The following is a 21,187-nucleotide window of genomic DNA, read 5'->3' as shown; positions in this document are numbered from 1 at the left end:
TCTCTTACCAGAGAGGACGCGAAAGTGTCAACTCCCGGCCCTCATGACACACAGTCTAGGCCTGAACTGCCTGTTACGGGCAACTTCTGGACCCGTGGACGGCGTGTCGTCAACGAAGTGATGAAACCGTCTCGTTCGGTCATCTCCGTCTCTCCCGACCTCTCGAAGCTCATCGATCTGATGAAGTTCACTATCGGGGCCTACATCGCAATGCGGTACGGCATCCAGCTGTAGCGCTGAACAAGAGGACGCCCCCGCTCGATGAGTCGGGGGCGTTCCTCCGCGCCGGGCAAGTCGGCCGACTCCCCAAACGTGATGAGGCTTGAGTTACCCGGCCGACCCCACGTCGTCAGTGTAGAAGGTCACCTAGGTCGGTACTGCCACTCATCGGTGGCCAGGGTGGAGCGAGAGACACGCCCGGGACGCAAGCTGCGTGCGGACCAAGATTTAGACACGGGCTGTGGCATGGGATCGGCTACACCTGCCTGCTCCATGTGCCCACTGGGTACTACGTACTACCCCAACCGTCTGATTCCGAAAACGGTGTGTGGGATCAGGAGCCCGCGAACCTTGACCTGAGCTCCGACGCCAGGTCACGGATCGGTCACCGTCCCGCTTAACGTAAGAGAGCCGCACCAACCGGTACGGCTCTCACACAGGGACCGGCTCAGCCTCCTACAGCATCAACCGGACCCGGGACAGCAACCTCTAGGAGGTCGCTTGGATCGACACGTTACTACCTCAACCACACCCCGCTGGCCGATCATCGTCGGCGCGGTGACCGTGGCGATGCACCTCTGCGCCTCAGTCATCGATTTGGTGGTGGTCATCCTCGACTAGCGATAGAACGCCCCCACTCTCCGGAGTGGGGGCGTTCCGTTCGTCACAGGTTGTCTACCCACACCGCGGAGAACGTCAGGTCGAACGGTCGGCCGCCGGATCCGATGTTGACGGTGTTACCGGCACGGTTGCGCTGGAGCACGAACACGCGGAGCACGTCGCCCGCGTTGAGCGCCACGTACTCAGAGTCAGAGACCCCGATGTTGAGGTTCGCCCCGACAGATGGGACAACACCACTAATCTCGTTCGCCAGCACTGTGGCCGAGGTGTCCGCTGTCGTGCTGTTTCAAGGTCTGGGTCTTCTCCGTTGCTCATGTAACAAGTATGTAACGGCCACATCCGGACGATTGGCTATGTTATGAACGTCACCATGTGCACCACCCACACTTACGTGTGTGGATGGTGTGAACATAGACCGCCTGTACACCTGTACATCCCCGTGTTTATGCGGATCGGAGGGCACTATCTATGTACACCCGAGCCGAATGTGCGTGTACATGTACACACAGAAGGGGCTCTGGGAACTGCTCTAACTTCTTCCCCAACCGATCCTCGAGCACTTCTTCACCAACCTCGATCCGCACCAGTCCAGGCATCTCTGCCTTGACTAAGCCATCAACGCTCGAATAGCAACCGAATAGGAGGTCAGAACATTGAAGTACCGGCAAAGGTCCGGTACTAACAAGAAGGGCTCCCCATGAGCTACGTACTCTTGCAGTACACCGAGACAACCCGTCCGCTCATTGCTATTTACCGGCTTGGCATCCGCGATGGCAACAACTACTACGAAGCTGCCCCGATCCTTGGAACTGCGGTCTACAGGGACATGCACCCTCAGGGCCGTGGCAGTGAGAACGTCCTTGCTCCGATCACTGCTGAGGACATGGACACGCTCCAGTCCCACATGCATGACGACAGGGAGGGAGTCATTGAGTCCCACGTCCCCGAGCACGTTGTGCAGGACGCTGACCTCTACCACTCACTGCTAGCCCCCGGCCGTGCAGCCGTCCGCTTCAACGAGGACAGCGAGCGCTGGGAGATGACCCGATGAGCGGGCACGGCTTTCATGCGCTAGAGCGCGTCATCTACGACTGGTTCATCTCCGAGACTCAGGGACAACCCGAGGAGCAGGACGGTGACACTGATGAGTAAGGACCTGATTCCTGAGGCATGGACCCCTCAGATGGTGGCCGACTTCACCGCAGCCATGGAGACCAACCCGAGCCCTGCCTACTTCAAGAACTTCTTGAAGATGATGGAGGCCCGTGTCGCCAAGGACCACGTTGACCGGCTCGTGCACGCGGCTGAGAACCCAGTGGAACCGCTGTCCATCGTGACTGAGGAAGAGATTGAGCGTCGCCCTAGCCCTGAGTGGTGGGTGCCTGACCTACTCCAAAAAGGTACGGTCTGCGTGTTCGCCGGAGAAGCGGGCATCGGTAAGACCTTCACCTTGATCGATTGGACGCGCTGCATCGCCACAGGCGTCCCGTGCATGGGCCAGCCAACTGGCCGGGGCACCGTGCTCTACGTAGCCGCCGAGGGGGCGAGCGCGTTCGGTAAGCGCGTCCGTGCATGGAACTCAGCCAACAACACCAAGCCGCCCCAAGGCTCCATCAACTATGTGGAGAAGGGCGTGGACCTCTCCGATGAGACCAGCGTCCAGCGCCTAGAGGTCGAGCTTGACCGGCTCCAACCTGACATTATCGTGCTGGACACCCTGAGCCAGCTTGCCTCCCTGGAGAGCGAAAACGATGCGGCTGGGCTAGCCCGTGTGTTCCGCGTTGCCAAGCGCCTGCGAGAGCACAAGGAGGGCAGCACCGTCATTCTTGTGCACCACGTCAACAAGGGTGCAGGAGGCGTTCGCGGGTCCAGCGTCATCCGGTCTAACGCGGATACTGTGATCGTTGCCAAGAGCAAGGGTGACGGCTTCTACCTCAGCACCGAGATTGCCCAGGACGGCAAGCAAAAGGACGGGCAACCGGTGCGCATCGAGGGTTTGAAGCTGACCGACCACGCGGGCTCTGCCGTTGTGACGCGAGACAGCAAGGCCGTGGAGGACCCAGACCTCAAACTCCTCCGTGAGTTGTTCGCCGATGGCAAGCCCCACACACGTGCTGAGGCTCGTGAGCATGCGGGCATTCGCAAGCCGACGAATTCCGATACGAACTACGTCCGATGGAATCGCAAGTGGAGAGCATGGACTAAGACCGGTGAGGCTATCCTCCAGCCCGCGGAAGATGGCAGTGACGGTTTCATCCTACTGGACCTCGTTAAGTAGGTGATATATAGAAGGCCCGAATGCCGAAATTCAGGCCTTCTCTGTATTGGCACGCGACTGTTACTGAAATGTTGATTGGCTTCATTCAAAGCCGTCAACTTCTCATACAGCAAGTGCTTGACAAGCTGGCCGTTCCACCTGTAGGAAGCTCGGGATGACGTAGACTAGAGGAGAGCGCATCATTCATTCGAACGTGGCTTAATGCGCTCATAGAGAAAGCCCCTAGCAAATCGCTAGGGGCTCTCTTGCTACCGAAACGTACTCAGGCGATACCGTACCCTCCACCCATGGGCAGGTTGCCTTCCGGCTCGTGCGCCACGTCAATGAAGGAAGCCAGCGCGCCTTCCAACTTGGCGAAGTTGTAGTCAGTCAGGTCGATGGCATACTCCTTGCCGTCAAGAGCGAAGGTGTGTCCCTTGACTCCCTCGGTGGAACCATCAAGGTCATCTGTGATCGTTGTGTTGGAAGCCATGGAGTCAAGCTAAGGCATACTGCCCGGTTATGCCACCCTGCGCTCCACAATCACTCGCTCTACGCCCCACCTATCACCGAGTGAGATGTCGAATGCACCGCGGATGATGTCCCGACGCTTGTCCATGGGTAGCGCCATCCAAGCCGCGGAAGCACGGTCATAAGCTGCTGCATCCGCTGCGGCGTCATCCGTCCATCCCGCCTGGAAATGTGTCAAATACTCGTCGAACGCCGACCCCTGAGCGCGGCGGGCAATGTACGCGTCACGGCGCTCCTCCAGCGCAACCCGTGCCGCTTCAAGCTCCACTACTCGACGCTTAGCCCGGGACTTGTCCCGAATGTCTGGGTCCATGAGCACGTCCTGTGCGGCGTCCTGAGCCCTCGAATTGGCATCAAGCTCCGCCTGGACCTCACGGAGGTCATCGTCACCCTGAGGGGCTTCTAGCGCCCCGTCAGCGGCCATCTCCAGGAAGGCGTCCTCTACTACCGCATCCGCTACTTCCAAGCGGATGCTCTGAAGCGGCCCGGTGCGGTCACCCTTGGTACGGGACGTGTCCACCGTGCAGATGTACTTTCCCCGATAGGAGTTGCGAACCATCGTCCCGCCACAGCGGCACCGCATGATGCCCGACAGGAGCGCCGCCTCTTTCGGTCCCGGCTTGGGGCGGCGTGACGGGTCGGTGAGGAGCGACACCACTGCCTCATGGTCTTCCTGACTGATGATCGCCGGAAGGGTCTGGGACACCAGCGCACCTTTGTGGGTCAGCCACCCGGCAAGCCGTGGGCGCAGGAGTGTCCGGCGCACGGTGCCGGAGTTCCAGTCCGAGCCGAGAGTGGTCTTCACTCCGGCCGCTCTCCACTGCTGAGCCACCGCGTAGGCAGTGCCGCTTGCCAGGATGAACTTGACCGCATCCCGGATGAGGGCCGCTTCTGATTCTCGGATGTCTCCAGCACGGCCTTTGACTGACTCGTAGCCGAACACACGTCGGGTAGCAGGGCTCACGCCGTTGCGCACGTCATCGCTGATACGTGCATGCTGGCGAGCGGTCTTGATGGCTACCTCAAGCCCGCCAAGCGTGTCCATGATTGACATGACGGCAGCGCTAGCCGGGTCCTTCGGGTCTTGCACGCCCATGGTGAGGGTGTGCAGTGTGACGCCGTTGCGGGCGCACAGCACCTTGAAGGCTTCAAGCTCCACGGCCGACCCGCGGGTGAAGCGGTCCGGCGCTGTTGCCATGACCACCGAGACCTGGCCCGCATCGATGGCAGCCAGGAGCCCGTTCCATCCGGGGCGCTGGCGCTTGCCCCCATACGCGCTGATGTCGTCATCCTCGAACTCGGCAGCCACGGAGTAGCCCGCCTGAGCGGCAGCGAGACGTAGCCGGTCAAGCTGGTTGGCCGTCTTGTCAACGTCCTCGACAGCCTGACTAATGCGGGCGTAGAGGGCTGCGCGGGGTTGCGGAAGTGGCATACCAGAGATGATGCCTCAGGGTACGGTGACGGGCATGAGCCTGTCCCTGCCCGGCCGTGTCGTCGTCTTCGACTACGGCGAGGTGATCAGCCGCACCCCGCACGCCGCCCGCGCCGCACTGCTCGAGGCGACCGGGCTCGACGCGGACGAGCTGTTCCCCGTGTACCAGGAGCTCCGGCACGACCTGGACCGCGGCGACCTCTCCGTGCTCGCGTACTGGCGGGCGATCGGCGAGCGCACCGGCCGGACCTGGTCCGTGACCGAGATCCACCGGTTCTGGGCGCTCGACTACACCGGGTGGTTCGAGGTCGACCCCGAAGTCCTGGCGCTCGTCGAGGAACTCCACGACGCCGGCACCCGCCTGGCGCTGCTCTCGAATGCGGGCTTCGACTTCGGCGACCCGTACCGGTACTCGCCGATGGGCTCGTTGTTCGAGACCGTCGTGGTGAGTGCGGAGGAGCACGTGCTCAAGCCGGATGCGTCCATCTACCGCGACACGTGTGACCGCCTCGGGATCGAGCCCGCGGCGATGGTGTTCGTCGACAACCGGGCGGAGAACGCGGCCGGGGCGGACGCGATCGGCGCGGTCGGTGTGCACTTCACCTCGGTGACCGCGCTGCGGTCGGCGCTCGAGGCGCTCGCCGGACCTGCCGCCTGACGGCGCAGCGCGGCCGGACGGGAGGCCCGGCGCACGTCCGACACGGCTCCTCGGCTCTTCCGAGCGCACGCCCGGTACGATGCCCTCATTGTGGACGACCCTCCTAGTTGCGCTGACCATCACATGCCCGCCGCTCACACAGTGAGCTGCCCGACTCCGAGGTGCGCCTCGTGAGCCCCGTCGACATCGTCATGCTCGTCGGCGGCATCCTGCTGACGCTCGGCACCGGCGTCTTCGTGGCGTCCGAGTTCTCGCTCGTCAACCTCGACCGTGCCGACGTGGAAGCCCGCCGCGACCGCGGTGAGTCCGGCCTGAGCCCCGTCATCGGTGCGCTGAAGGTCACCTCGACGCACCTGTCGAGTGCCCAGCTCGGCATCACCCTCACGACGCTGCTCACCGGGTACCTGCTCGAACCGTCCATCGCGAAGCTGCTCGAGGCACCGTTCCTCGCCATGGACCTGCCCGAGGCCGTCGTCGAGACCGTGGGGTCGATCGTCGCCCTCGTCATCGCGACCCTGCTGTCGATGATCCTCGGCGAGCTCGTGCCGAAGAACTTCGCCCTCGCGCTGCCCCTGCAGACCGCGAAGCTCGTCGTGCCGCTGCAGGTGGGGTTCACGACGGTCTTCAAGCCCGCGGTCGCCGTGCTGAACGGCACCGCGAACGCCGTGCTCCGATCGATCGGCATCGAGCCGCAGGAAGAACTGTCCGGTGCCCGGAGCGCCGAGGAACTCACGTCGCTGCTGCGTCGCTCGGCGTCGGAGGGGTCCCTCGAGCAGGACACCGCCACGCTCCTGGAGCGGACGCTGGCGTTCTCCGAACTCAACGCCAGCGACGTCATGACGCCCCGGCCGCGGCTGTCGACCATCCGCGTGTCCGACAGCGCGGACGCGGTCATCGCCCTCGCACGCCGGACCGGCTTCAGCCGCTTCCCGGTCATCGAGGAGGACGCGGACGACGTCGTCGGGCTCGTGCACGTCAAGCAGGCCGTCTCGGTCCCGCGCGAGAAGCGCGCCGAGGTCCCGGTCGGCGCACTCATGACCGACGCCGAGCGGGTCCCCGAGACCATGCCCGGCGACACGCTGCTCACCGAGGTCCGTGGCCGCGGCTACCAGATGGTCATCGTCGTCGACGAGTACGGCGGGACGGCCGGTGTCGTCACCCTCGAGGACCTGATCGAGGAGATCGTCGGCGAGGTGTCGGACGAGCACGACCGCGCCCGCATCGACGTCGTGCGCAGCCGCGGTTGGCTCACCTTCCCGGGCCTGCTCCGTCCGGACGAGCTCGAGGACCGCGCGAGCGTCACCGTGCCCGAGGACGGTCCGTACGAGACCGTCGGCGGGTTCCTCATGCAGGAGCTCGGACGCCTGCCCGTGGTGGGCGACGAGGTCACGATCGACTCCGGCGTGTTCCGGGTCGAGCGCCTCGACGGTCGTCGCATCGACCGCATCCGCTACACACCGAACCCGGTCGACTCCCCCGCCGGGAGCACCGCCACCCCGACGGCGACCCGCCCCGGGACGACGAGCCCCCGGACGACGAGCCCACGGACGACGAGCACGACGACGAGCACCGCGGAGGCCGACCGATGAGTTCCGACTGGTGGGGCATCTTCTGGCTCTTCGTGCTGCTCGGGGGCAACGCGTTCTTCGTCGCCGCCGAGTTCGCCGTCATCTCCGCACGCCGCTCGCAGATCGAACCGCGGGCCGAGCAGGGCTCCCGGGCCGCGCAGATGACCCTGTGGGCGATGGAGCACGCGACCCGCATGCTCGCGACGACCCAGCTCGGCATCACGGTCTGCTCGCTGCTCATCCTGAACGTCTCCGAGCCGGCGATCCACCACCTGCTCGAGGTCCCGCTGCACCTGACCGGGTGGAGCGCCGAGGTGATCGGCATCGTGGCGTTCGTGTTCACGCTGCTGCTCGTGTCGTTCCTGCACGTCGTGTTCGGCGAGATGGTCCCGAAGAACATCTCGTTCTCGATGCCGGACCGGGCCGCGCTCATGCTCGTCCCGACGCTCTGGTACATCGGCCACGGCCTGCACTGGGTCGTCGTCGGCCTGAACGAGGTCGCGAACGGCGTCCTGCGGCTGTTCAAGGTCGAGCCGAAGGACGAGGCGGTCAGCGCATTCACGGTCGACGAGGTGCAGACGATCGTCGAGCAGTCCCGACGCGAGGGCACCCTCGCTGACGACTCCGGCACGCTCCGGATGGCGTTCGAGTTCACCGAGAAGAAGGTCAAGGACGTCGCCGTGCCGATGTCCGGGCTCGTCACGCTGCACGAGGACGCCACCCCGGCCGACGTCGAGCGGATGGTGTCGCAGCGCGGGTTCTCGCGGTACGTGCTCGTCGACGACGCCGGCGACCCGACCGGGTACGTGCACGTCAAGGACGTCATCGACCTGCGTCCGGACGAGTTCGACGACCCCGTGCCGCCGAAGCGCATCCGCCAGCTCATCTCGCTCTACACCGAGATGGACCTCGAGGACGCACTCGCGACGATGCGCGGGGCCGGGCGACACGTGGCCCGGGCGTTCGACGCCGAAGGCCGGACGACCGGTGTGCTCTTCCTCGAGGACATCCTCGAGGAGCTCATCGGCACGGTCGAGGACGCGACCCGACGCCGCTGACGCGGGTTCGCTGACGCGGCCCAGGACGGACGGGAGGCCCGGTACCAGCTGGTACCGGGCCTCCCGTCCGTCGCGCTACGAGCTGACGGGCAGGGGCTTGCCCTCCTCGTACCCGGCGGCCGACTGGATGCCGACGAGCGCGCGCTCCGAGAACTCGGCCAGGGTCGTCGCGCCGGCGTACGTGGCGGAGCTACGGAGGCCCGTCGTGATCATGTCGAGCAGGTCCTCGACGCTCGGGCGCTCCGGGTCGAGGTAGATGGTCGACGACGAGATGCCCTCGGCGAAGAGCGCCTTGCGGGCACGCTCGTACGGGTCGAGGCGCTCGAAGCGCTCGCGCACGGCCTTCGCGGACGCCATCCCCCAGCTCTCCTTGTACGCGCGGCCCGAGGCGTCGCGGCGGAGCACGCCCGGTGCCTCGAGCGTGCCCGCGAACCACGAGCCGATCATCACGGCCGAGGCGCCGGCGGCGAGCGCGAGGGCGACGTCCCGCGGGTACCGGACCCCGCCGTCGGCCCAGACGTGCGCGCCGAGCGACCGGGCCGCCGCGGCGGTCTCGAGCACGGCGGAGAACTGCGGCCGCCCGACGGCGGTCATCATGCGGGTCGTGCACATGGCGCCCGGGCCGACCCCGACCTTGATGATCGAGGCACCCGCGGCGACGAGGTGCGCGACGGCGTCGGCGGTGACGACGTTCCCCGCGACGAGCGGGATGCCGAGCCGCAGGGCCGAGACGGCGCGGAGGGCGCGGAGCATGCCCTCCTGGTGGCCGTGCGCGGTGTCGAGGACGAGCACGTCGACGCCCGCTTCGGCCAGTGCGGCGGCCTTGGCGGCGACGTCGCCGTTGATGCCGACCGCGGCGGCCACGCGGAGTCGTCCGGAGGCGTCGACCGCCGGTCGGTAGATGTCGGAGCGGATGGCGCTCGTCGGGCTCGTCGTGCCGACCACCTTGCCGTGCCGCATCACCGGGGCGAAGTCGACACCGGCCGCGGTCAGCACGTCGTACACGTGCCGGGGCGTGCCCGCGTCCTCGGCGTCGATCGCGACCGTCGCGCCGTGCAGCAGGTCGCCGAGGACCGCGTCCGCGCCGGCGGTGGCGAGCCGCGTCGCGGGCACGCAGCCGAGGTACTCCCCCGCCGGGTCGCGCACCACGATGCCGCGGCCCTCGACCGGCAGGAGCTGCTCGAGTGCCTCGGCCACGGTCGCGTCGGCGCCGAGCTCGAGTGCGGAGTCGTACGCGACCGGCTGCGCCTTCACCCAGCGGATCGCCTCGGCGAGGTCCTGCAGGTGCATGTCCTGCGGCAGCACACCGAGTCCGCCACGCCGGGCGAGCGTCGCGGCGAGGCGCGGGCCGGTGACCGAGTTCATGTTCGCGCTGACGACCGGGATCGTCGCGCCGGTGCCGTCGCCCGTCGCGAGGTCCACGTCGAAGCGGCTCGTCACGCTCGACCGGCTCGGGACGAGGAAGACGTCGGAGTAGGTCAGGTCGTGGGTCGGCCGCGTCTCGTAGAACCTCATGGGGACGATCGTACGGCGGGCGGCGGAGGCCCGGCCGGGAGCCCGCCGGGAGGCCCGACTCGCCCGCCGTCTCCCACCTCGCGGCCACGGGAGAGCGGCTAGGGTTGACGGCGTGCGGGACAGGGTTGCCCCGCACGACACACACGAGCATCAATCGACGGAGAGTGGGCGATCGGCTGTGTCGAGCCATCTGACCGGAACGGACGAGACCGCGGGCGAATTCGGCGCGAACGAGTGGCTGGTGGACGAGCTCTACGAGCAGTTCGTCGTGGACAAGAGCAGCGTCGACGAGTCCTGGTGGCCCGTCCTCGAGAGCTACCACCGGACGCAGGCAGCCACGACCGACACCGCCGCCCCGGCCGACGCCGCCCCGAGCACCCCGGCGGACGCCGACTCGAGCACGCCCGCCCCGGCGCAGACGACCGCCGCGCAGGACGCCCCCGCGGGTCAGCCCGCCGCCGTCTCCGGTCCCTCCTCGACGCAGCAGCCCGCGACGGGAGAGACGAAGACCCCGCTCCAAGCCCGCACCACCTCGCGCCAGCCGTCCCCACAGCCGATCCCCGCCGAGGCGAACGACGCGGCCGACGACCACGAGGAGACGCACGAGGACGTCGCGACCCCGCTGCGCGGCATGGCGAAGACCCTCGCGTCGAACATGGACGCGTCGCTCACCGTCCCGACCGCGACCAGCGTCCGGACCATCCCGGCGAAGCTGATGATCGACAACCGGATCGTCATCAACAACCACCTGCGGCGTGCCCGCGGGGGCAAGATCTCCTTCACGCACCTGATCGGCTGGGCGATGGTGCAGACGCTGAAGGAGTTCCCGAGCCAGAACGTCTCCTACGAGGAGCGCGACGGCAAGCCCTTCCTCGTCACGCCGGCACACGTCAACCTCGGCATCGCGATCGACGTGCCGAAGAAGGACGGCACGCGCTCCCTGCTCGTCCCGAGCATCAAACGCGCCGAAGCCCTGACGTTCGGCCAGTTCCTCTCGGTGTACGAGGACATCGTCAAGCGCGCCCGGGACAACAAGCTCACCCCGGCGGACTTCCAGGGCACGACGATCTCCCTGACGAACCCCGGCGGCATCGGCACCGCGCACTCCGTCCCCCGGCTGACGAAGGGCCAGGGCTGCATCGTCGGCGCCGGCGCCCTCGAGTACCCGGCGCAGTTCCAGGGCTCCGCACCGAAGACGCTCATCGAGCTCGGCGTCGGGAAGACCATCACGCTGACGAGCACCTACGACCACCGCGTCATCCAGGGTGCCGGATCGGGCGAGTTCCTCAAGAAGGTGCACGAGCGGCTCATCGGCCAGCACGGCTTCTACGACGACATCTTCGCCGCGCTCCGGATCCCCTACAAGCCGATCCAGTGGGCGAACGACATCAACGTCGACCTGGCGCACCGGGTGAACAAGACCGCGCGCGTGCAGGAGCTCATCAACAGCTACCGCGTCCGCGGCCACCTGATGGCGGACATCGACCCGCTCGAGTACCGGCAGCGCACGCACCCCGACCTCGAGATCGAGAGCCACGGGCTGACGTTCTGGGACCTCGACCGCGAGTTCGTCACGGGCGGGCTCGCCGGCACGACGACCGCTCCCCTGCGCGACGTCCTCGGGATCCTCCGCGACGCCTACTGCCGCACGGTCGGCATCGAGTACATGCACATCCAGGACCCGGAGCAGCGTCGCTGGGTGCAGGAGCGCATCGAGGTCCCCTACTCGAAGCCGTCGAAGGAGGAGCAGCTCCGCGTCCTCGGCAAGCTCAACGAGGCCGAGGCCTTCGAGACCTTCCTGCAGACGAAGTACGTCGGCCAGAAGCGGTTCTCGCTCGAGGGCGGCGAGTCGACCATCGCGTTCCTCGACACGCTCATCCAGCACGCCGCCGTGGACGGCCTCGACGAGGTCGCGATCGGCATGGCGCACCGCGGACGCCTCAACGTGCTGACGAACATCGCCGGCAAGACCTACGGCCAGATCTTCCGCGAGTTCGAGGGCACCCAGCTCCCGGGCACGGTCTCCGGTCAGGGTTCCGGCGACGTCAAGTACCACGTCGGCACCGAGGGCGTGTTCCGCGCGTCCGACGGGTCCCGGATCCCGGTGACGATCGCCGCGAACCCGTCCCACCTCGAGGCCGTCGACGGCGTGCTCGAGGGCATCGTCCGTGCCAAGCAGGACCGGAAGCCCGCCGGCACGTTCGGCACGCTCCCCGTGCTCGTGCACGGCGACGCGGCGATGGCGGGTCAGGGCGTGGTCGTCGAGACCCTGCAGATGTCGCAGCTGCGCGGCTACCGCACCGGTGGCACCGTGCACCTCGTCATCAACAACCAGGTCGGCTTCACGACGCCACCCGAGTCGGCACGCACCTCGGTGTACTCGACCGACGTCGCGAAGACCATCCAGGCCCCGGTCTTCCACGTGAACGGCGACGACCCGGAGGCCGTGGCCCGGGTGGCGGACCTGGCGTACGCGTACCGCGAGGAGTTCCACCGCGACGTCGTCATCGACCTCGTCTGCTACCGCCGGCGCGGCCACAACGAGGGCGACGACCCCTCGATGACGCAGCCGCTCATGTACAACCTCATCGAGGCGAAGCGCTCCGTCCGCACGCTGTACACCGAGGCCCTCGTCGGCCGCGGCGACATCACGCAGCAGGAGTACGACGACGCGCACCGCGACTTCCAGGACCGCCTGGAGCGCGCCTTCGCCGAGACGCACGAGGCACAGACCGGATCGGCACCGACGTCCGGCGTCGAGGACTCCGGTGCCGTGAACGGCCTCGAGCGTCCGACCGCGCAGCGCGACGACTCCGAGATCGAGGTGCACGACACCGCGGTCTCCCAGGAGCTCGTCGAGCTCATCGGTGACGCGCACGGCAACCCGCCGTCGGGCTTCTCGATCCACCCGAAGCTGCAGCAGCTCCTCACGAAGCGCCGGGAGATGACCCGTTCGGGCGGCATCGACTGGGCGATGGCCGAGCTCATGGCGATCGGGTCGGTCCTGACCGAAGGCAAGCCGGTGCGACTCGCCGGTCAGGACGCCCGTCGTGGGACGTTCGTCCAGCGGCAGGCGGTCTTCCACGACCGGACCAACGGTCAGGAGTGGCTGCCGCTCGCGAACCTCACCGAGGACCAGGCGCGCTTCTTCATCTACGACTCGCTCCTCAGCGAGTACGCGGCGATGGCCTTCGAGTACGGGTACTCGGTCGAGCGTCCCGAGGCCCTGGTGCTCTGGGAGGCACAGTTCGGCGACTTCGCGAACGGTGCCCAGACCGTGATCGACGAGTTCATCTCGTCCGCCGAGCAGAAGTGGGGCCAGCGCTCCGGCCTGGTGCTCCTGCTCCCGCACGGCTACGAGGGCCAGGGACCGGACCACTCGTCCGGCCGGATCGAGCGCTACCTGCAGCTCTGCGCCCAGGACAACATGGTCGTGGCCCGGCCGTCGACGCCCGCGTCGTACTTCCACCTGCTCCGTCGGCAGGCGTGGGCGAAGCCGCAGAAGCCGCTCGTCGTCTTCTCCCCCAAGGCGATGCTCCGTCTCCGCCAGGCGACGAGCGCGGTGGCGGACTTCACCTCCGGCACCTTCCAGGAGGTCCTGGACGACGACCGCCTGCAGGCGAGCGGCGTCGACCGCGGGTCGGTTCGCCGGGTCGTCCTGCACTCGGGCAAGATCCACCACGACCTGCGCACCGAGGCGGAGAAGCGGGGCATCACCGACGTGGCGCTCGTCCGGCTGGAGCAGCTCGCCCCGCTCCCGCTCGACCGCATCCTCGAGGTCCTCGCCGGCTACCCCGATGCCGAGGTCGTGTTCGCCCAGGAGGAGCCGGAGAACCAGGGCGCCTGGCCGTTCGTCTGCATGAACCTGTCCCCGCACCTGGACGGCCGACCGCTGTCGGTCGCGGCGCGGTTCGCGAGCGCGGCCCCGGCGACCGGGTCGTCGAAGCGATCCGCCGCCGAGGCCGCCGAGGTCATCGACCGCGCGTTGAGCGCTTGAGCGCGCCGGACTGAGCGGAGGACCGGAAGCGCCTCGTCCTGGATCCGACAGGGTCCAGCACGGGGCGCTTCCGGCTTGCGCGAGGGACCAGCACAGCTCACACGAGCCGGGTGTAGCGCACGCCCGCCTCGTGGTAGCCGCGGCGCTGGTAGAAGCGGTGCGCGCTGTCGGTCGCCGCGGCGCTCACGGCGCTGAGCTGACGCGCACCCTGCTCGACGGCCCACGTCTCGAAGGTGCCGAGGAGCGCGGAACCGGTGCCGTGCCTCCTGGCCGACGGGTCGACGACGAGCAGGAGCAACTGCGCGGTCGGAGCGTCGCTCGCGTAGGTCCAGGTGAGCTGCGCACCGGCGACCGCGACGGGTCGATCGTCGTCCCCGCGGACCACCCAGGTGCGGTGACCGGCCTCGGCGGTGAGCCGGTCGAGGCGATCCCGCATCGCGGACTCGTCGACCACGTGACCGAGCAGACGGACGAGCGCGGCGACGTCGGAGACGTCGTCATCGCTCCAGGTGGCGATCGACTCGACGGAGGGGGCCATGGCGCGACCCTATCGGATCGGCGGCTTGTGCATCCTCCTTTCGGACGTTAGTATTTCACATGCTTGCACATCGGTACGTTCGACACCCTCTCGGAGGAACCCCATGCACCTCTCTGCCCAGCACAGTCGCCTCGCCGCCTGGATCGCCGTCCCGCTCGCGGTGGTCCTCAGCGGCACCGTCATCGGCACCGCCTCGTACGCGGCGTTCTCGGACTCGACCGAGAACGCCGGGAACACGTGGGCCAGCGGCAAGGTGGAGCTGACCGACGACGACGCGGGCGTGGCGCTCTTCGACGCCACCGGCATCGCCCCGGGGCAGTCCGAGACGAAGTGCCTCACCGTCACGTCGGCCAGCACCGTCGACAGCACCGTCACGATGTACGTGAAGGACTCCTCGACGGCCTCGCCGCTCTCCGACCAGCTGCAGATGACCGTGTCGACCGCGGCGGCAGGCACCGACTGCGCCGCGACCTCGTTCACGCCGGACTTCTCCGGCTCGCTGTCGCAGCTGATGCAGAAGACCGACCACGGTGCGGGCATCGGCGGCTGGGACACCGGCACGACGACCAGCAGCCACGTCGTGAAGATCGGCTGGGAGCTCCCGACGACCGCCGACAACACGGCGCAGGACGCCACCGCCGCGACGACGTTCGTCTGGGAAGCCGTCAGCAAGTGACCCGCCTGGTCGCCGCTCGGTCCGGCGACCACGACACCCGGCCCCGCGCGACGCACACGCGCGGGGCCGGACCACGAGAACCCGGAGGACGACCATGACTGCACCCCGTTGCCCCGGGGACCGGCTCCCGGTCCTCGTCGCCGTCCTCGCCCGCACGGCCCTCTGGACCGCTCTGCTCCTCGTCCTGTGGCCGGTCGTCGCCTCGGTCCTCGGCGCCGAGGTCACGACCGTGATGAGCGACTCGATGGCACCGGCGATCCGGTCCGGCGACGTCGTCGCGACCGTCCCCACGAGCGCCGAGCACATCACCCCCGGACGGGTCCTGCTGGTGGACGACCCGGACCGGCCGGACCGGCTCCGGTTGCACCGACTGCACCGGGTCGAGGCCGACGGCCTCCGGCTCCGAGGCGACGCCAACCCCGATGCGGACACGAGCCTGGTCGCACCCGCGGCGGTGCACGGCATCGGTGTCCTCCGCTTCCCGTTCTCCGGGCTGCCCGTGGTGTGGTCACGCTCGGGCGACTGGCTGACGATCGTGACCGTCGCACTGGCCGTCGTCGCACTCGTCCGCGTGGCGGGACTCGACCGTGCGGTCCGCAGCGGCATCCCCTGCGCACGGTGCGGCACCCCGCGCAGCATGACGGTCCCGCTCGGTGGGCACGACCGTCGCGGCGGTGCTCGCGTCCTGCTCCCGACCGCGACCGTGCTGATCGGCCTCGCGCTCGCCGGCTCGACACTCGCAGGGGCCGTCTTCAGCGGCGTGACCTCCGGGACGGGGTCGTTCGGCACCGCCGCGTTCGACTGCTTCAGGCAGCATCCGGACGACGACGCCGTCCTGGCCTGGGACTTCGACGAACCACGTGGCGACGTGGTCGACCGCTCCGGGCACGGCAACACCGGGACCATGTCCGACGGTGCCGGCCGTGTCGATGCCTCCTGCGCCGACGGTCCCAGGCTCGTGCTCGCCGGCGAGTCATCGCGCCTCGTCAGCACGACCTCCGGAACGCCACCGACGACCTTCTCGGTCGAGGTGTGGTTCCGTACCGACACCGCTCGCGGCCACGTCCTCGGCTTCGGGTCGGACCGGACGAGCGTCTCCAGCATCAAGTCACGCCTGGTCTACCTCGACGGCAAGGGTCTCGTGCACGTCGGCGTGCAGGGCGCCGGCAACGGCTTCCGCTTCCAGGTGGCCAGCAAGGAAGCGGTGCACGACGACACGTGGCACCACGTGGTCGGCACCTTCACACCGGGCCGCCTCGAACTCTGGCTGGACGGCATCGCGCAGAGCAGCAGGTCCGACCTCCGGAACCCCGAGACCACGCCCGGCTACTGGCGGGTGGGCAGGCAGTCCCTCGACCCGTGGGCGGGCGCCACCTACCCGTACGACTTCGCGGGCGAGGTCGACCACGTGCGGGTGTACGAGCGGGTGCTCAGCGCGGACGAGATCCGCGCCCACGCCGCCGCCGGGCGCTGAGCCGACCGGCGAGCAGTGGACGAGGAGCGTGCGGGGCCAGCATCGTGCCGCGGTCAGTGCGTGGACTGCACCGCGCGGAGTCGGGCGAGCACCTCGCCGCGGAGCTGCTCGGGAGCGGTCTCCTGGCAGGCCCGCTTGACGGTCTCCATGAGCACCACGCCGACCCGGTGCTCCGTGAGGCAGTCCTCGCAGCCGTCCATGTGCTCGCGGATGTCCGCGGCGTCCTCGTGGCGGAGCTCGTCGTGGAGGAACTCCTCGAGTTCCGCCTTCGCCTTCGAGCAGTCGCACCCGCTCATCATGCGTCCTTCCGGGTCGTGCGGGGACCGGCCGTCGTGGCCGCCCGCGTGCCTGCACCTCGGCCTCGTCCGCGCATCGTCGCCGTCGACGCTGCGTCGGGGACGACACCGGTCTCGCGTGCGTGGTCCGCCAACAGCCCGCGGAGGAGCCGGCGTCCACGGTGGAGACGGCTCATGACCGTCCCCACGGGGGTCTTCATGATGTCGGCGATCTCCTGGTACGAGAACCCTTCGACATCGGCGAAGTAGACGGCCATCCGGAAGTCCTCCGGGATGGCCTGCAGCGCGTCCTTCACGGCGGAGGACGGCAGGTGGTCGATGGCGTCGGCCTCCGCGGAACGCGCCGAGATCGACTGCGTCACGCTCTCCGCGCCGCCGAGCTGCCAGTCCTCGAGCTCGTCGATGGTCCCCTGGTAGGGGTTCCGCTGGTTCTTGCGGTACGTGTTGATGAACGTGTTCGTCAGGATCCGGTAGAGCCACGCCTTGAGGTTCGTGCCCTGCCGGAACTGCCGGAACGCGGCGAAGGCCTTGACGAACGTCTCCTGCACGAGGTCGGACGCATCGGCCGGGTTCCGCGTCATCCGCATCGCCGCGCCGTAGAGCTGGTCCATGAACGGCAACGCTTGGTCCTCGAACAGTCGGCGCAGCTCGTGCTCGGAGACGGTCGTGGCGTCGACCGCCTCGACCTCGGCAGCAGGCGCGGCCGAGCCGTCCTCGGACGCCGACAGCGCTTCGTCCTCGTCTTCGACAGCGTCGAGCTGCGCCTCGGTCTCCTCGACCAGGTCGTCCGGTGCGTGCTGCGGTTCGTCGGTCGTCATCGCCCGCCAGTCTAGGCGGACGAGCATGTCCGGGCCCTGCGGCTCGGTCAGCGTCGTGGCGACCGACGGCAGCTCCGCGGCGGCCGGTCGTGACGGTGCGAGTGCGATCACCGTGCTCCTCCCGATGGGTTCAGTAGTGTTGTGAACCGATGGCAGCCACGACGCATTCCCGCCCCTGGACCGCCCCCGTCGCGCCGGGTCCCCTCGCCGGGGACGTCGCCCTCCCCGGGTCGAAGTCCCTGACGAACCGCGAGCTCGTCCTCGCCGCGCTCGCGGACGGCCCGTCCGTGATCCGGCTGCCCCTGCACTCGCGCGACTCCGCGCTCATGACGACCGCACTCCGGCAGCTCGGCGTCGTCATCGAGGAGCTCGAGCCGGCCGCGGGCGAGCCGGGGAACCCCTACGGTCCCGACCTCCGCGTCACGCCCGCCCCCATGCGCGGCGGTGTCCGCGTCGACTGCGGCCTCGCGGGCACGGTGATGCGCTTCCTGCCGCCCCTCGCCGCGCTGGCAGAGGGACCGGTCACGATCGACGGCGACCCCTACGCCCGCAAGCGACCGATGGCTGCGATCATCCGCGCGCTCGTCGACCTCGGCGTGGACGTCACCGACGACGGCGCCGGCGCGATGCCCTTCACCTTCGTCGGCAGCGGTTCGGTCCGGGGCGGGACGCTCGACATCGACGCCTCGGCGTCGTCCCAGTTCGTCTCCGGCCTGCTGCTCTCGGCACCCCGTTTCGACGAGGGCCTGCACCTCCGGCACGTCGGCGAACGACTGCCGAGCATGCCGCACATCGCGATGACGGTCGACGTCCTCCGCGCCCGCGGCGTCCGCGTCGACGAGCCGAGCGTCGGCGAGTGGGTCGTGCACCCCGGGCCGATCGGCGCCCGGGACGTGACGATCGAGCCCGACCTCTCGAACGCGGCGCCGTTCGCGGTCGCCGCGCTCGTCGCCGGTGGGACGGTCCGGATCCGGACCTGGCCGACCGAGACGACGCAGGTCGGCGCCGACCTCGAGACGCTCCTGCCGCTGTGGGGCGCGAGCGTGACGCGGGACGGTGCGGACCTGGTCTTCGACGGCGGGGTCGGGGTCCGTGGTGGGGCCTCCCTGCCGGGTGTCGATCTGGACCTGACGCGCGGCGGTGAACTCGCCCCGGCGCTCGTCGCGCTGGCGGCCCTGGCCGACGGGCCGAGCGAGGTCTCGGGCATCGGGCACCTCCGCGGGCACGAGACGGACCGGCTCGCCGCGCTCGCGGCGGACCTCACCGGCCTGGGAGGCGCGGTGACCGAACGCGAGGAGGGCCTCCGCATCGAGCCGGCGCGGCTCGCCGGCGGCGAGTGGGGCGCGTACGACGACCACCGGATGGCCACCGCGGGAGCCGTCGTCGGTCTGGTCACGGCGGGGGTGGCGGTCGACGACATCGGCTCCACCGCGAAGACGCTGCCGCAGTTCCCGGAGCTGTGGGCCGACCTGGTCGCCACGGCCGACCGGGACGTCGCCGGCGCACCAGGCGCGGCCGACACAGCAGAGGGGACGCCGGCATGAGCTGGTGGGACGACACGGACGGCGCGGACGAGGACGAGCCCTACGGCCAGTACGACGAGTCGAGCGTGCGGGTCCGACCGAACCCGAAGGGCAACCGGCCGCGGACGAAGACCCGGCCGACGTACGAGGACGCGCCGTCGGGATGGGTGATGAACGTCGACCGCGGGCGCTTCGGCGTGCTCGTCACCGACACCGACGGTGAGCGGGCCGTCACCGCGACGAAGGCCCGTGAGCTGGGCCGCAAGTCGGTCGTCACGGGCGACCACGTCTCCCTCACCGGCGACGTGTCCGGCAGCGAGGGCTCGTTGGCCCGCATCGTCCGGGTCGCCGAGCGGACGACCCTGCTCCGACGGAGCGCCGACGACTCGGACGAGGTCGAACGCGTCATCGTCGCGAACGCCGACCAGATGCTCATCGTCGTCGCCGCTGCGGACCCGGAGCCCCGGACCCGACTCATCGACCGGTACCTGGTGGCGGCGTTCGACGCCGGTCTCGACCCGATCCTCTGCATCACGAAGACGGACCTCGCCGACCCGACGTCGTTCCTGGCACACTTCGCCTGCCTGGACCTGCGGATCGTGACGAGCCGCGCCGACGACGTGCCGTTCGAGGCGCTGCACGAACTGCTGGACGGCAAGGTCACCGTCACCGTGGGTCACTCGGGTGTCGGGAAGTCGACGCTCGTGAACGCCCTGACCGGGTCGACGCGGGCGATCGGCGTCGTGAACTCCGTCACCGGTCGGGGGCGGCACACGTCGTCGTCCTCGATCGCGCTGCGGGTGCGGGACGGCGGTTGGATCATCGACACTCCCGGCGTCCGGTCGTTCGGCCTCGGGCACGTGCAGCCGGAGAACGTGTTCCGGGCGTTCGCCTCGCACGCGATCACCGTGCAGGACTCCCCCGACGGCATCCCGCTCGACCAGGCGCACGACTGGGAGATCGTCGACCGGGTGCAGAACGGCGAACTCGGGACGACCGGCGTCGAGCGGCTCGACTCGTTCCGGGCACTGCTGACGGGCATGGGCGCGGAGGACCCCGGCTCGGCGTGACCCGGTCGTGCCGGGTCCGTCGTCCCGCCGCTACGCTCGGGATCGTGGACCTCAGCGCCGACCTGGACTTCGCCCGTTCCCTCGCCGACACCGCCGACGCGATCAGCCTCGACCGCTTCCGCGCAGCCGACCTGCACGTCACGGAGAAGGCCGACCACACCGCGGTGACGGACGCCGACCAGGCCGTCGAGCGGGCGCTGCGCGACCGGCTCGCCACCGAACGTCCCGACGACGCGTTCCTCGGCGAGGAGACCACGGCGGACAGCGGCGCCGAGGCCGTCAGCACCGGACACCGCCAATGGGTGGTCGACCCGATCGACGGCACCGCGAACTACCTGCGCGGCGTGCCGGTGTGGGCGACGCTCATCGCACTCGCGGTCGACGGCCGCCCCGTCCTCGGCGTGGTGAGCGCCCCGGCCCTCGGCAAGCGCTGGTGGGCGGCGGAGGGCCTCGGCGCGCACTCGTTCGAGGGGCCGCTGCGGGTCTCGGGCGTCAGCGCCCTCGAGGACGCCAGCATCAGCTACAACTCGCTGCAGCAGTGGGACGACGACGACCGGCTCGACGCGCTCGTCGCGTTGTCCCGGACGGTCTGGCGCACCCGGGCCTACGGCGACATGTGGTCGTACATGATGGTCGCCGAGGGCGTGCTCGACGTCGCGGGCGAGCCGGACCTCAAGCCGTGGGACATCGCTGCCCTCGTGCCCATCGTGGAGGAGGCCGGTGGCCGCCTGACCTCCCTCGACGGCGACCCGGGCCCGTGGCACGGCAGCGCGCTCGCCTCGAACGGCCTGGTCCACGACGCCGTCGTCGGGGTCGTCCGAAGGGTCTGACCGACGGCCCCGCTCCGGGCTGGCCCCCGTACTGGGGGTACGTCGATCGGCGCTCGACACTGACGGTTCCACCAGCGCGTCCGATGCTGGGTTACCGTTCTCGTGA

General features: G+C 68.9%; 18 protein-coding genes. 11 read left to right on the top strand and 7 right to left on the bottom strand.

The window, feature by feature from the left end:
• Positions 1-883: 883 nt before the first annotated feature.
• Entirely contained in the window at positions 884-1,018 is a 135-nt protein-coding gene (locus tag DEI91_RS16745; protein WP_258374427.1) for a hypothetical protein, read from the bottom strand.
• A gap of 519 nt (positions 1,019-1,537) precedes the next feature.
• Between DEI91_RS16745 and DEI91_RS13270 the strand changes: the two genes are divergently transcribed.
• Together DEI91_RS13270 and DEI91_RS13265 are read left to right on the top strand one after the other, a co-directional pair.
• Positions 1,538-1,891 carry a hypothetical protein gene (locus DEI91_RS13270; RefSeq protein ID WP_111052745.1) on the top strand — a complete coding sequence of 118 codons (354 nt, stop codon included), beginning with the start codon at positions 1,538-1,540 and terminating at the stop codon, positions 1,889-1,891.
• A gap of 93 nt (positions 1,892-1,984) precedes the next feature.
• Positions 1,985-3,118, top strand: a complete 1,134-nt coding sequence (locus tag DEI91_RS13265; RefSeq protein ID WP_111052744.1) for an AAA family ATPase — start codon at positions 1,985-1,987, stop codon at positions 3,116-3,118.
• Between the two features lie 262 nt (positions 3,119-3,380).
• On the opposite strand, the gene DEI91_RS13260 is transcribed toward DEI91_RS13265, so the two are convergent.
• Together DEI91_RS13260 and DEI91_RS13255 are read right to left on the bottom strand one after the other, a co-directional pair.
• The gene (locus DEI91_RS13260) at positions 3,381-3,590 is read right to left on the bottom strand and encodes a histone-like nucleoid-structuring protein Lsr2 (protein ID WP_111052743.1); all 210 of its coding nucleotides are present in this window, start codon (positions 3,588-3,590) and stop codon (positions 3,381-3,383) included.
• Positions 3,591-3,617: 27 nt separating this feature from the next.
• Positions 3,618-5,060, bottom strand: coding sequence for a recombinase family protein (locus tag DEI91_RS13255; protein ID WP_111052742.1), 1,443 nt, complete (start codon positions 5,058-5,060; stop codon positions 3,618-3,620).
• Positions 5,061-5,094: 34 nt separating this feature from the next.
• Between DEI91_RS13255 and DEI91_RS13250 the strand changes: the two genes are divergently transcribed.
• The 3 genes from DEI91_RS13250 (at position 5,095) to DEI91_RS13240 (ending at position 8,344) form a co-directional block, all read left to right on the top strand.
• A complete protein-coding gene (locus DEI91_RS13250; RefSeq protein WP_111052741.1) occupies positions 5,095-5,718 on the top strand; it encodes an HAD family phosphatase in 624 nt (207 codons plus the stop codon).
• Between the two features lie 191 nt (positions 5,719-5,909).
• Positions 5,910-7,307, top strand: a complete 1,398-nt coding sequence (locus DEI91_RS13245) for a hemolysin family protein (RefSeq protein WP_258374431.1) — start codon at positions 5,910-5,912, stop codon at positions 7,305-7,307.
• Positions 7,304-8,344: a hemolysin family protein gene (locus DEI91_RS13240; RefSeq protein ID WP_111052740.1), complete on the top strand. Its 1,041-nt coding sequence runs from the start codon at positions 7,304-7,306 to the stop codon at positions 8,342-8,344. The genes DEI91_RS13245 and DEI91_RS13240 overlap by 4 nt, the downstream gene beginning before the upstream one ends.
• Positions 8,345-8,419: 75 nt before the next feature.
• Here the strand turns inward: DEI91_RS13240 and DEI91_RS13235 are convergent, their stop codons facing one another.
• A complete protein-coding gene (locus DEI91_RS13235) occupies positions 8,420-9,859 on the bottom strand; it encodes a GuaB1 family IMP dehydrogenase-related protein (protein ID WP_111052739.1) in 1,440 nt (479 codons plus the stop codon).
• Positions 9,860-10,037: 178 nt separating this feature from the next.
• On the opposite strand from DEI91_RS13235, the gene DEI91_RS13230 reads away from it, so the two are divergent.
• On the top strand, positions 10,038-13,856 hold the full coding sequence (locus tag DEI91_RS13230) for a multifunctional oxoglutarate decarboxylase/oxoglutarate dehydrogenase thiamine pyrophosphate-binding subunit/dihydrolipoyllysine-residue succinyltransferase subunit (RefSeq protein ID WP_181439605.1): 3,819 nt from the start codon (positions 10,038-10,040) through the stop codon (positions 13,854-13,856).
• A 97-nt stretch (positions 13,857-13,953) separates the two neighbouring features.
• Here the strand turns inward: DEI91_RS13230 and DEI91_RS13225 are convergent, their stop codons facing one another.
• Positions 13,954-14,394 (bottom strand): GNAT family N-acetyltransferase, encoded by a 441-nt coding sequence (locus tag DEI91_RS13225; protein WP_111052738.1) that lies wholly within the window; start codon positions 14,392-14,394, stop codon positions 13,954-13,956.
• 103 nt (positions 14,395-14,497) lie between these two features.
• Here DEI91_RS13225 and DEI91_RS13220 point away from each other — a divergent pair, with 103 nt between their 5' ends.
• Positions 14,498-15,070 carry a hypothetical protein gene (locus tag DEI91_RS13220; RefSeq protein WP_111052737.1) on the top strand — a complete coding sequence of 191 codons (573 nt, stop codon included), beginning with the start codon at positions 14,498-14,500 and terminating at the stop codon, positions 15,068-15,070.
• A 94-nt stretch (positions 15,071-15,164) separates the two neighbouring features.
• Positions 15,165-16,544, top strand: a complete 1,380-nt coding sequence (locus DEI91_RS13215) for a LamG-like jellyroll fold domain-containing protein (protein WP_111052736.1) — start codon at positions 15,165-15,167, stop codon at positions 16,542-16,544.
• 53 nt (positions 16,545-16,597) lie between these two features.
• Here the strand turns inward: DEI91_RS13215 and DEI91_RS13210 are convergent, their stop codons facing one another.
• Together DEI91_RS13210 and DEI91_RS13205 are read right to left on the bottom strand one after the other, a co-directional pair.
• Positions 16,598-16,840: a zf-HC2 domain-containing protein gene (locus DEI91_RS13210; RefSeq protein ID WP_110825167.1), complete on the bottom strand. Its 243-nt coding sequence runs from the start codon at positions 16,838-16,840 to the stop codon at positions 16,598-16,600.
• Complete coding sequence (locus DEI91_RS13205) at positions 16,840-17,658, bottom strand: sigma-70 family RNA polymerase sigma factor (protein ID WP_111052781.1); 819 nt, start codon at positions 17,656-17,658, stop codon at positions 16,840-16,842. The genes DEI91_RS13210 and DEI91_RS13205 overlap by 1 nt, the downstream gene beginning before the upstream one ends.
• Before the next feature lie 149 nt (positions 17,659-17,807).
• On the opposite strand from DEI91_RS13205, the gene aroA reads away from it, so the two are divergent.
• From aroA to DEI91_RS13190, 3 genes are read left to right on the top strand one after another with little or no spacing between them, the layout of a single operon-like run.
• The gene (aroA, locus tag DEI91_RS13200) at positions 17,808-19,202 is read left to right on the top strand and encodes a 3-phosphoshikimate 1-carboxyvinyltransferase (RefSeq protein WP_111052735.1); all 1,395 of its coding nucleotides are present in this window, start codon (positions 17,808-17,810) and stop codon (positions 19,200-19,202) included.
• On the top strand, positions 19,199-20,251 hold the full coding sequence (gene rsgA, locus DEI91_RS13195) for a ribosome small subunit-dependent GTPase A (protein ID WP_111052734.1): 1,053 nt from the start codon (positions 19,199-19,201) through the stop codon (positions 20,249-20,251). The genes aroA and rsgA overlap by 4 nt, the downstream gene beginning before the upstream one ends.
• A gap of 44 nt (positions 20,252-20,295) precedes the next feature.
• Positions 20,296-21,081 carry an inositol monophosphatase family protein gene (locus DEI91_RS13190; protein WP_111052780.1) on the top strand — a complete coding sequence of 262 codons (786 nt, stop codon included), beginning with the start codon at positions 20,296-20,298 and terminating at the stop codon, positions 21,079-21,081.
• Positions 21,082-21,187 lie beyond the last annotated feature (106 nt).

This window comes from Curtobacterium sp. MCBD17_032 (assembly GCF_003234855.1).
Lineage (GTDB): Bacteria > Actinomycetota > Actinomycetes > Actinomycetales > Microbacteriaceae > Curtobacterium.
The sequence above is the reverse complement of the archived record's forward strand: the minus strand, read 5'-3'. Positions and strand labels throughout refer to the sequence as shown.

Coding starts and splice junctions, on each gene's coding strand:
- DEI91_RS13270 (WP_111052745.1), top strand. CDS start 1,538: ATGAGCTACGTACTCTTGCAGTACACCGAGACAACCCGTCCGCTCATT.
- DEI91_RS13265 (WP_111052744.1), top strand. CDS start 1,985: ATGAGTAAGGACCTGATTCCTGAGGCATGGACCCCTCAGATGGTGGCC.
- DEI91_RS13260 (WP_111052743.1), bottom strand. CDS start 3,590: ATGGCTTCCAACACAACGATCACAGATGACCTTGATGGTTCCACCGAG.
- DEI91_RS13255 (WP_111052742.1), bottom strand. CDS start 5,060: ATGCCACTTCCGCAACCCCGCGCAGCCCTCTACGCCCGCATTAGTCAG.
- DEI91_RS13250 (WP_111052741.1), top strand. CDS start 5,095: ATGAGCCTGTCCCTGCCCGGCCGTGTCGTCGTCTTCGACTACGGCGAG.
- DEI91_RS13245 (WP_258374431.1), top strand. CDS start 5,910: ATGCTCGTCGGCGGCATCCTGCTGACGCTCGGCACCGGCGTCTTCGTG.
- DEI91_RS13240 (WP_111052740.1), top strand. CDS start 7,304: ATGAGTTCCGACTGGTGGGGCATCTTCTGGCTCTTCGTGCTGCTCGGG.
- DEI91_RS13235 (WP_111052739.1), bottom strand. CDS start 9,859: ATGAGGTTCTACGAGACGCGGCCGACCCACGACCTGACCTACTCCGAC.
- DEI91_RS13225 (WP_111052738.1), bottom strand. CDS start 14,394: ATGGCCCCCTCCGTCGAGTCGATCGCCACCTGGAGCGATGACGACGTC.
- DEI91_RS13220 (WP_111052737.1), top strand. CDS start 14,498: ATGCACCTCTCTGCCCAGCACAGTCGCCTCGCCGCCTGGATCGCCGTC.
- DEI91_RS13215 (WP_111052736.1), top strand. CDS start 15,165: ATGACTGCACCCCGTTGCCCCGGGGACCGGCTCCCGGTCCTCGTCGCC.
- DEI91_RS13210 (WP_110825167.1), bottom strand. CDS start 16,840: ATGAGCGGGTGCGACTGCTCGAAGGCGAAGGCGGAACTCGAGGAGTTC.
- DEI91_RS13205 (WP_111052781.1), bottom strand. CDS start 17,658: ATGACGACCGACGAACCGCAGCACGCACCGGACGACCTGGTCGAGGAG.
- aroA (WP_111052735.1), top strand. CDS start 17,808: ATGGCAGCCACGACGCATTCCCGCCCCTGGACCGCCCCCGTCGCGCCG.
- rsgA (WP_111052734.1), top strand. CDS start 19,199: ATGAGCTGGTGGGACGACACGGACGGCGCGGACGAGGACGAGCCCTAC.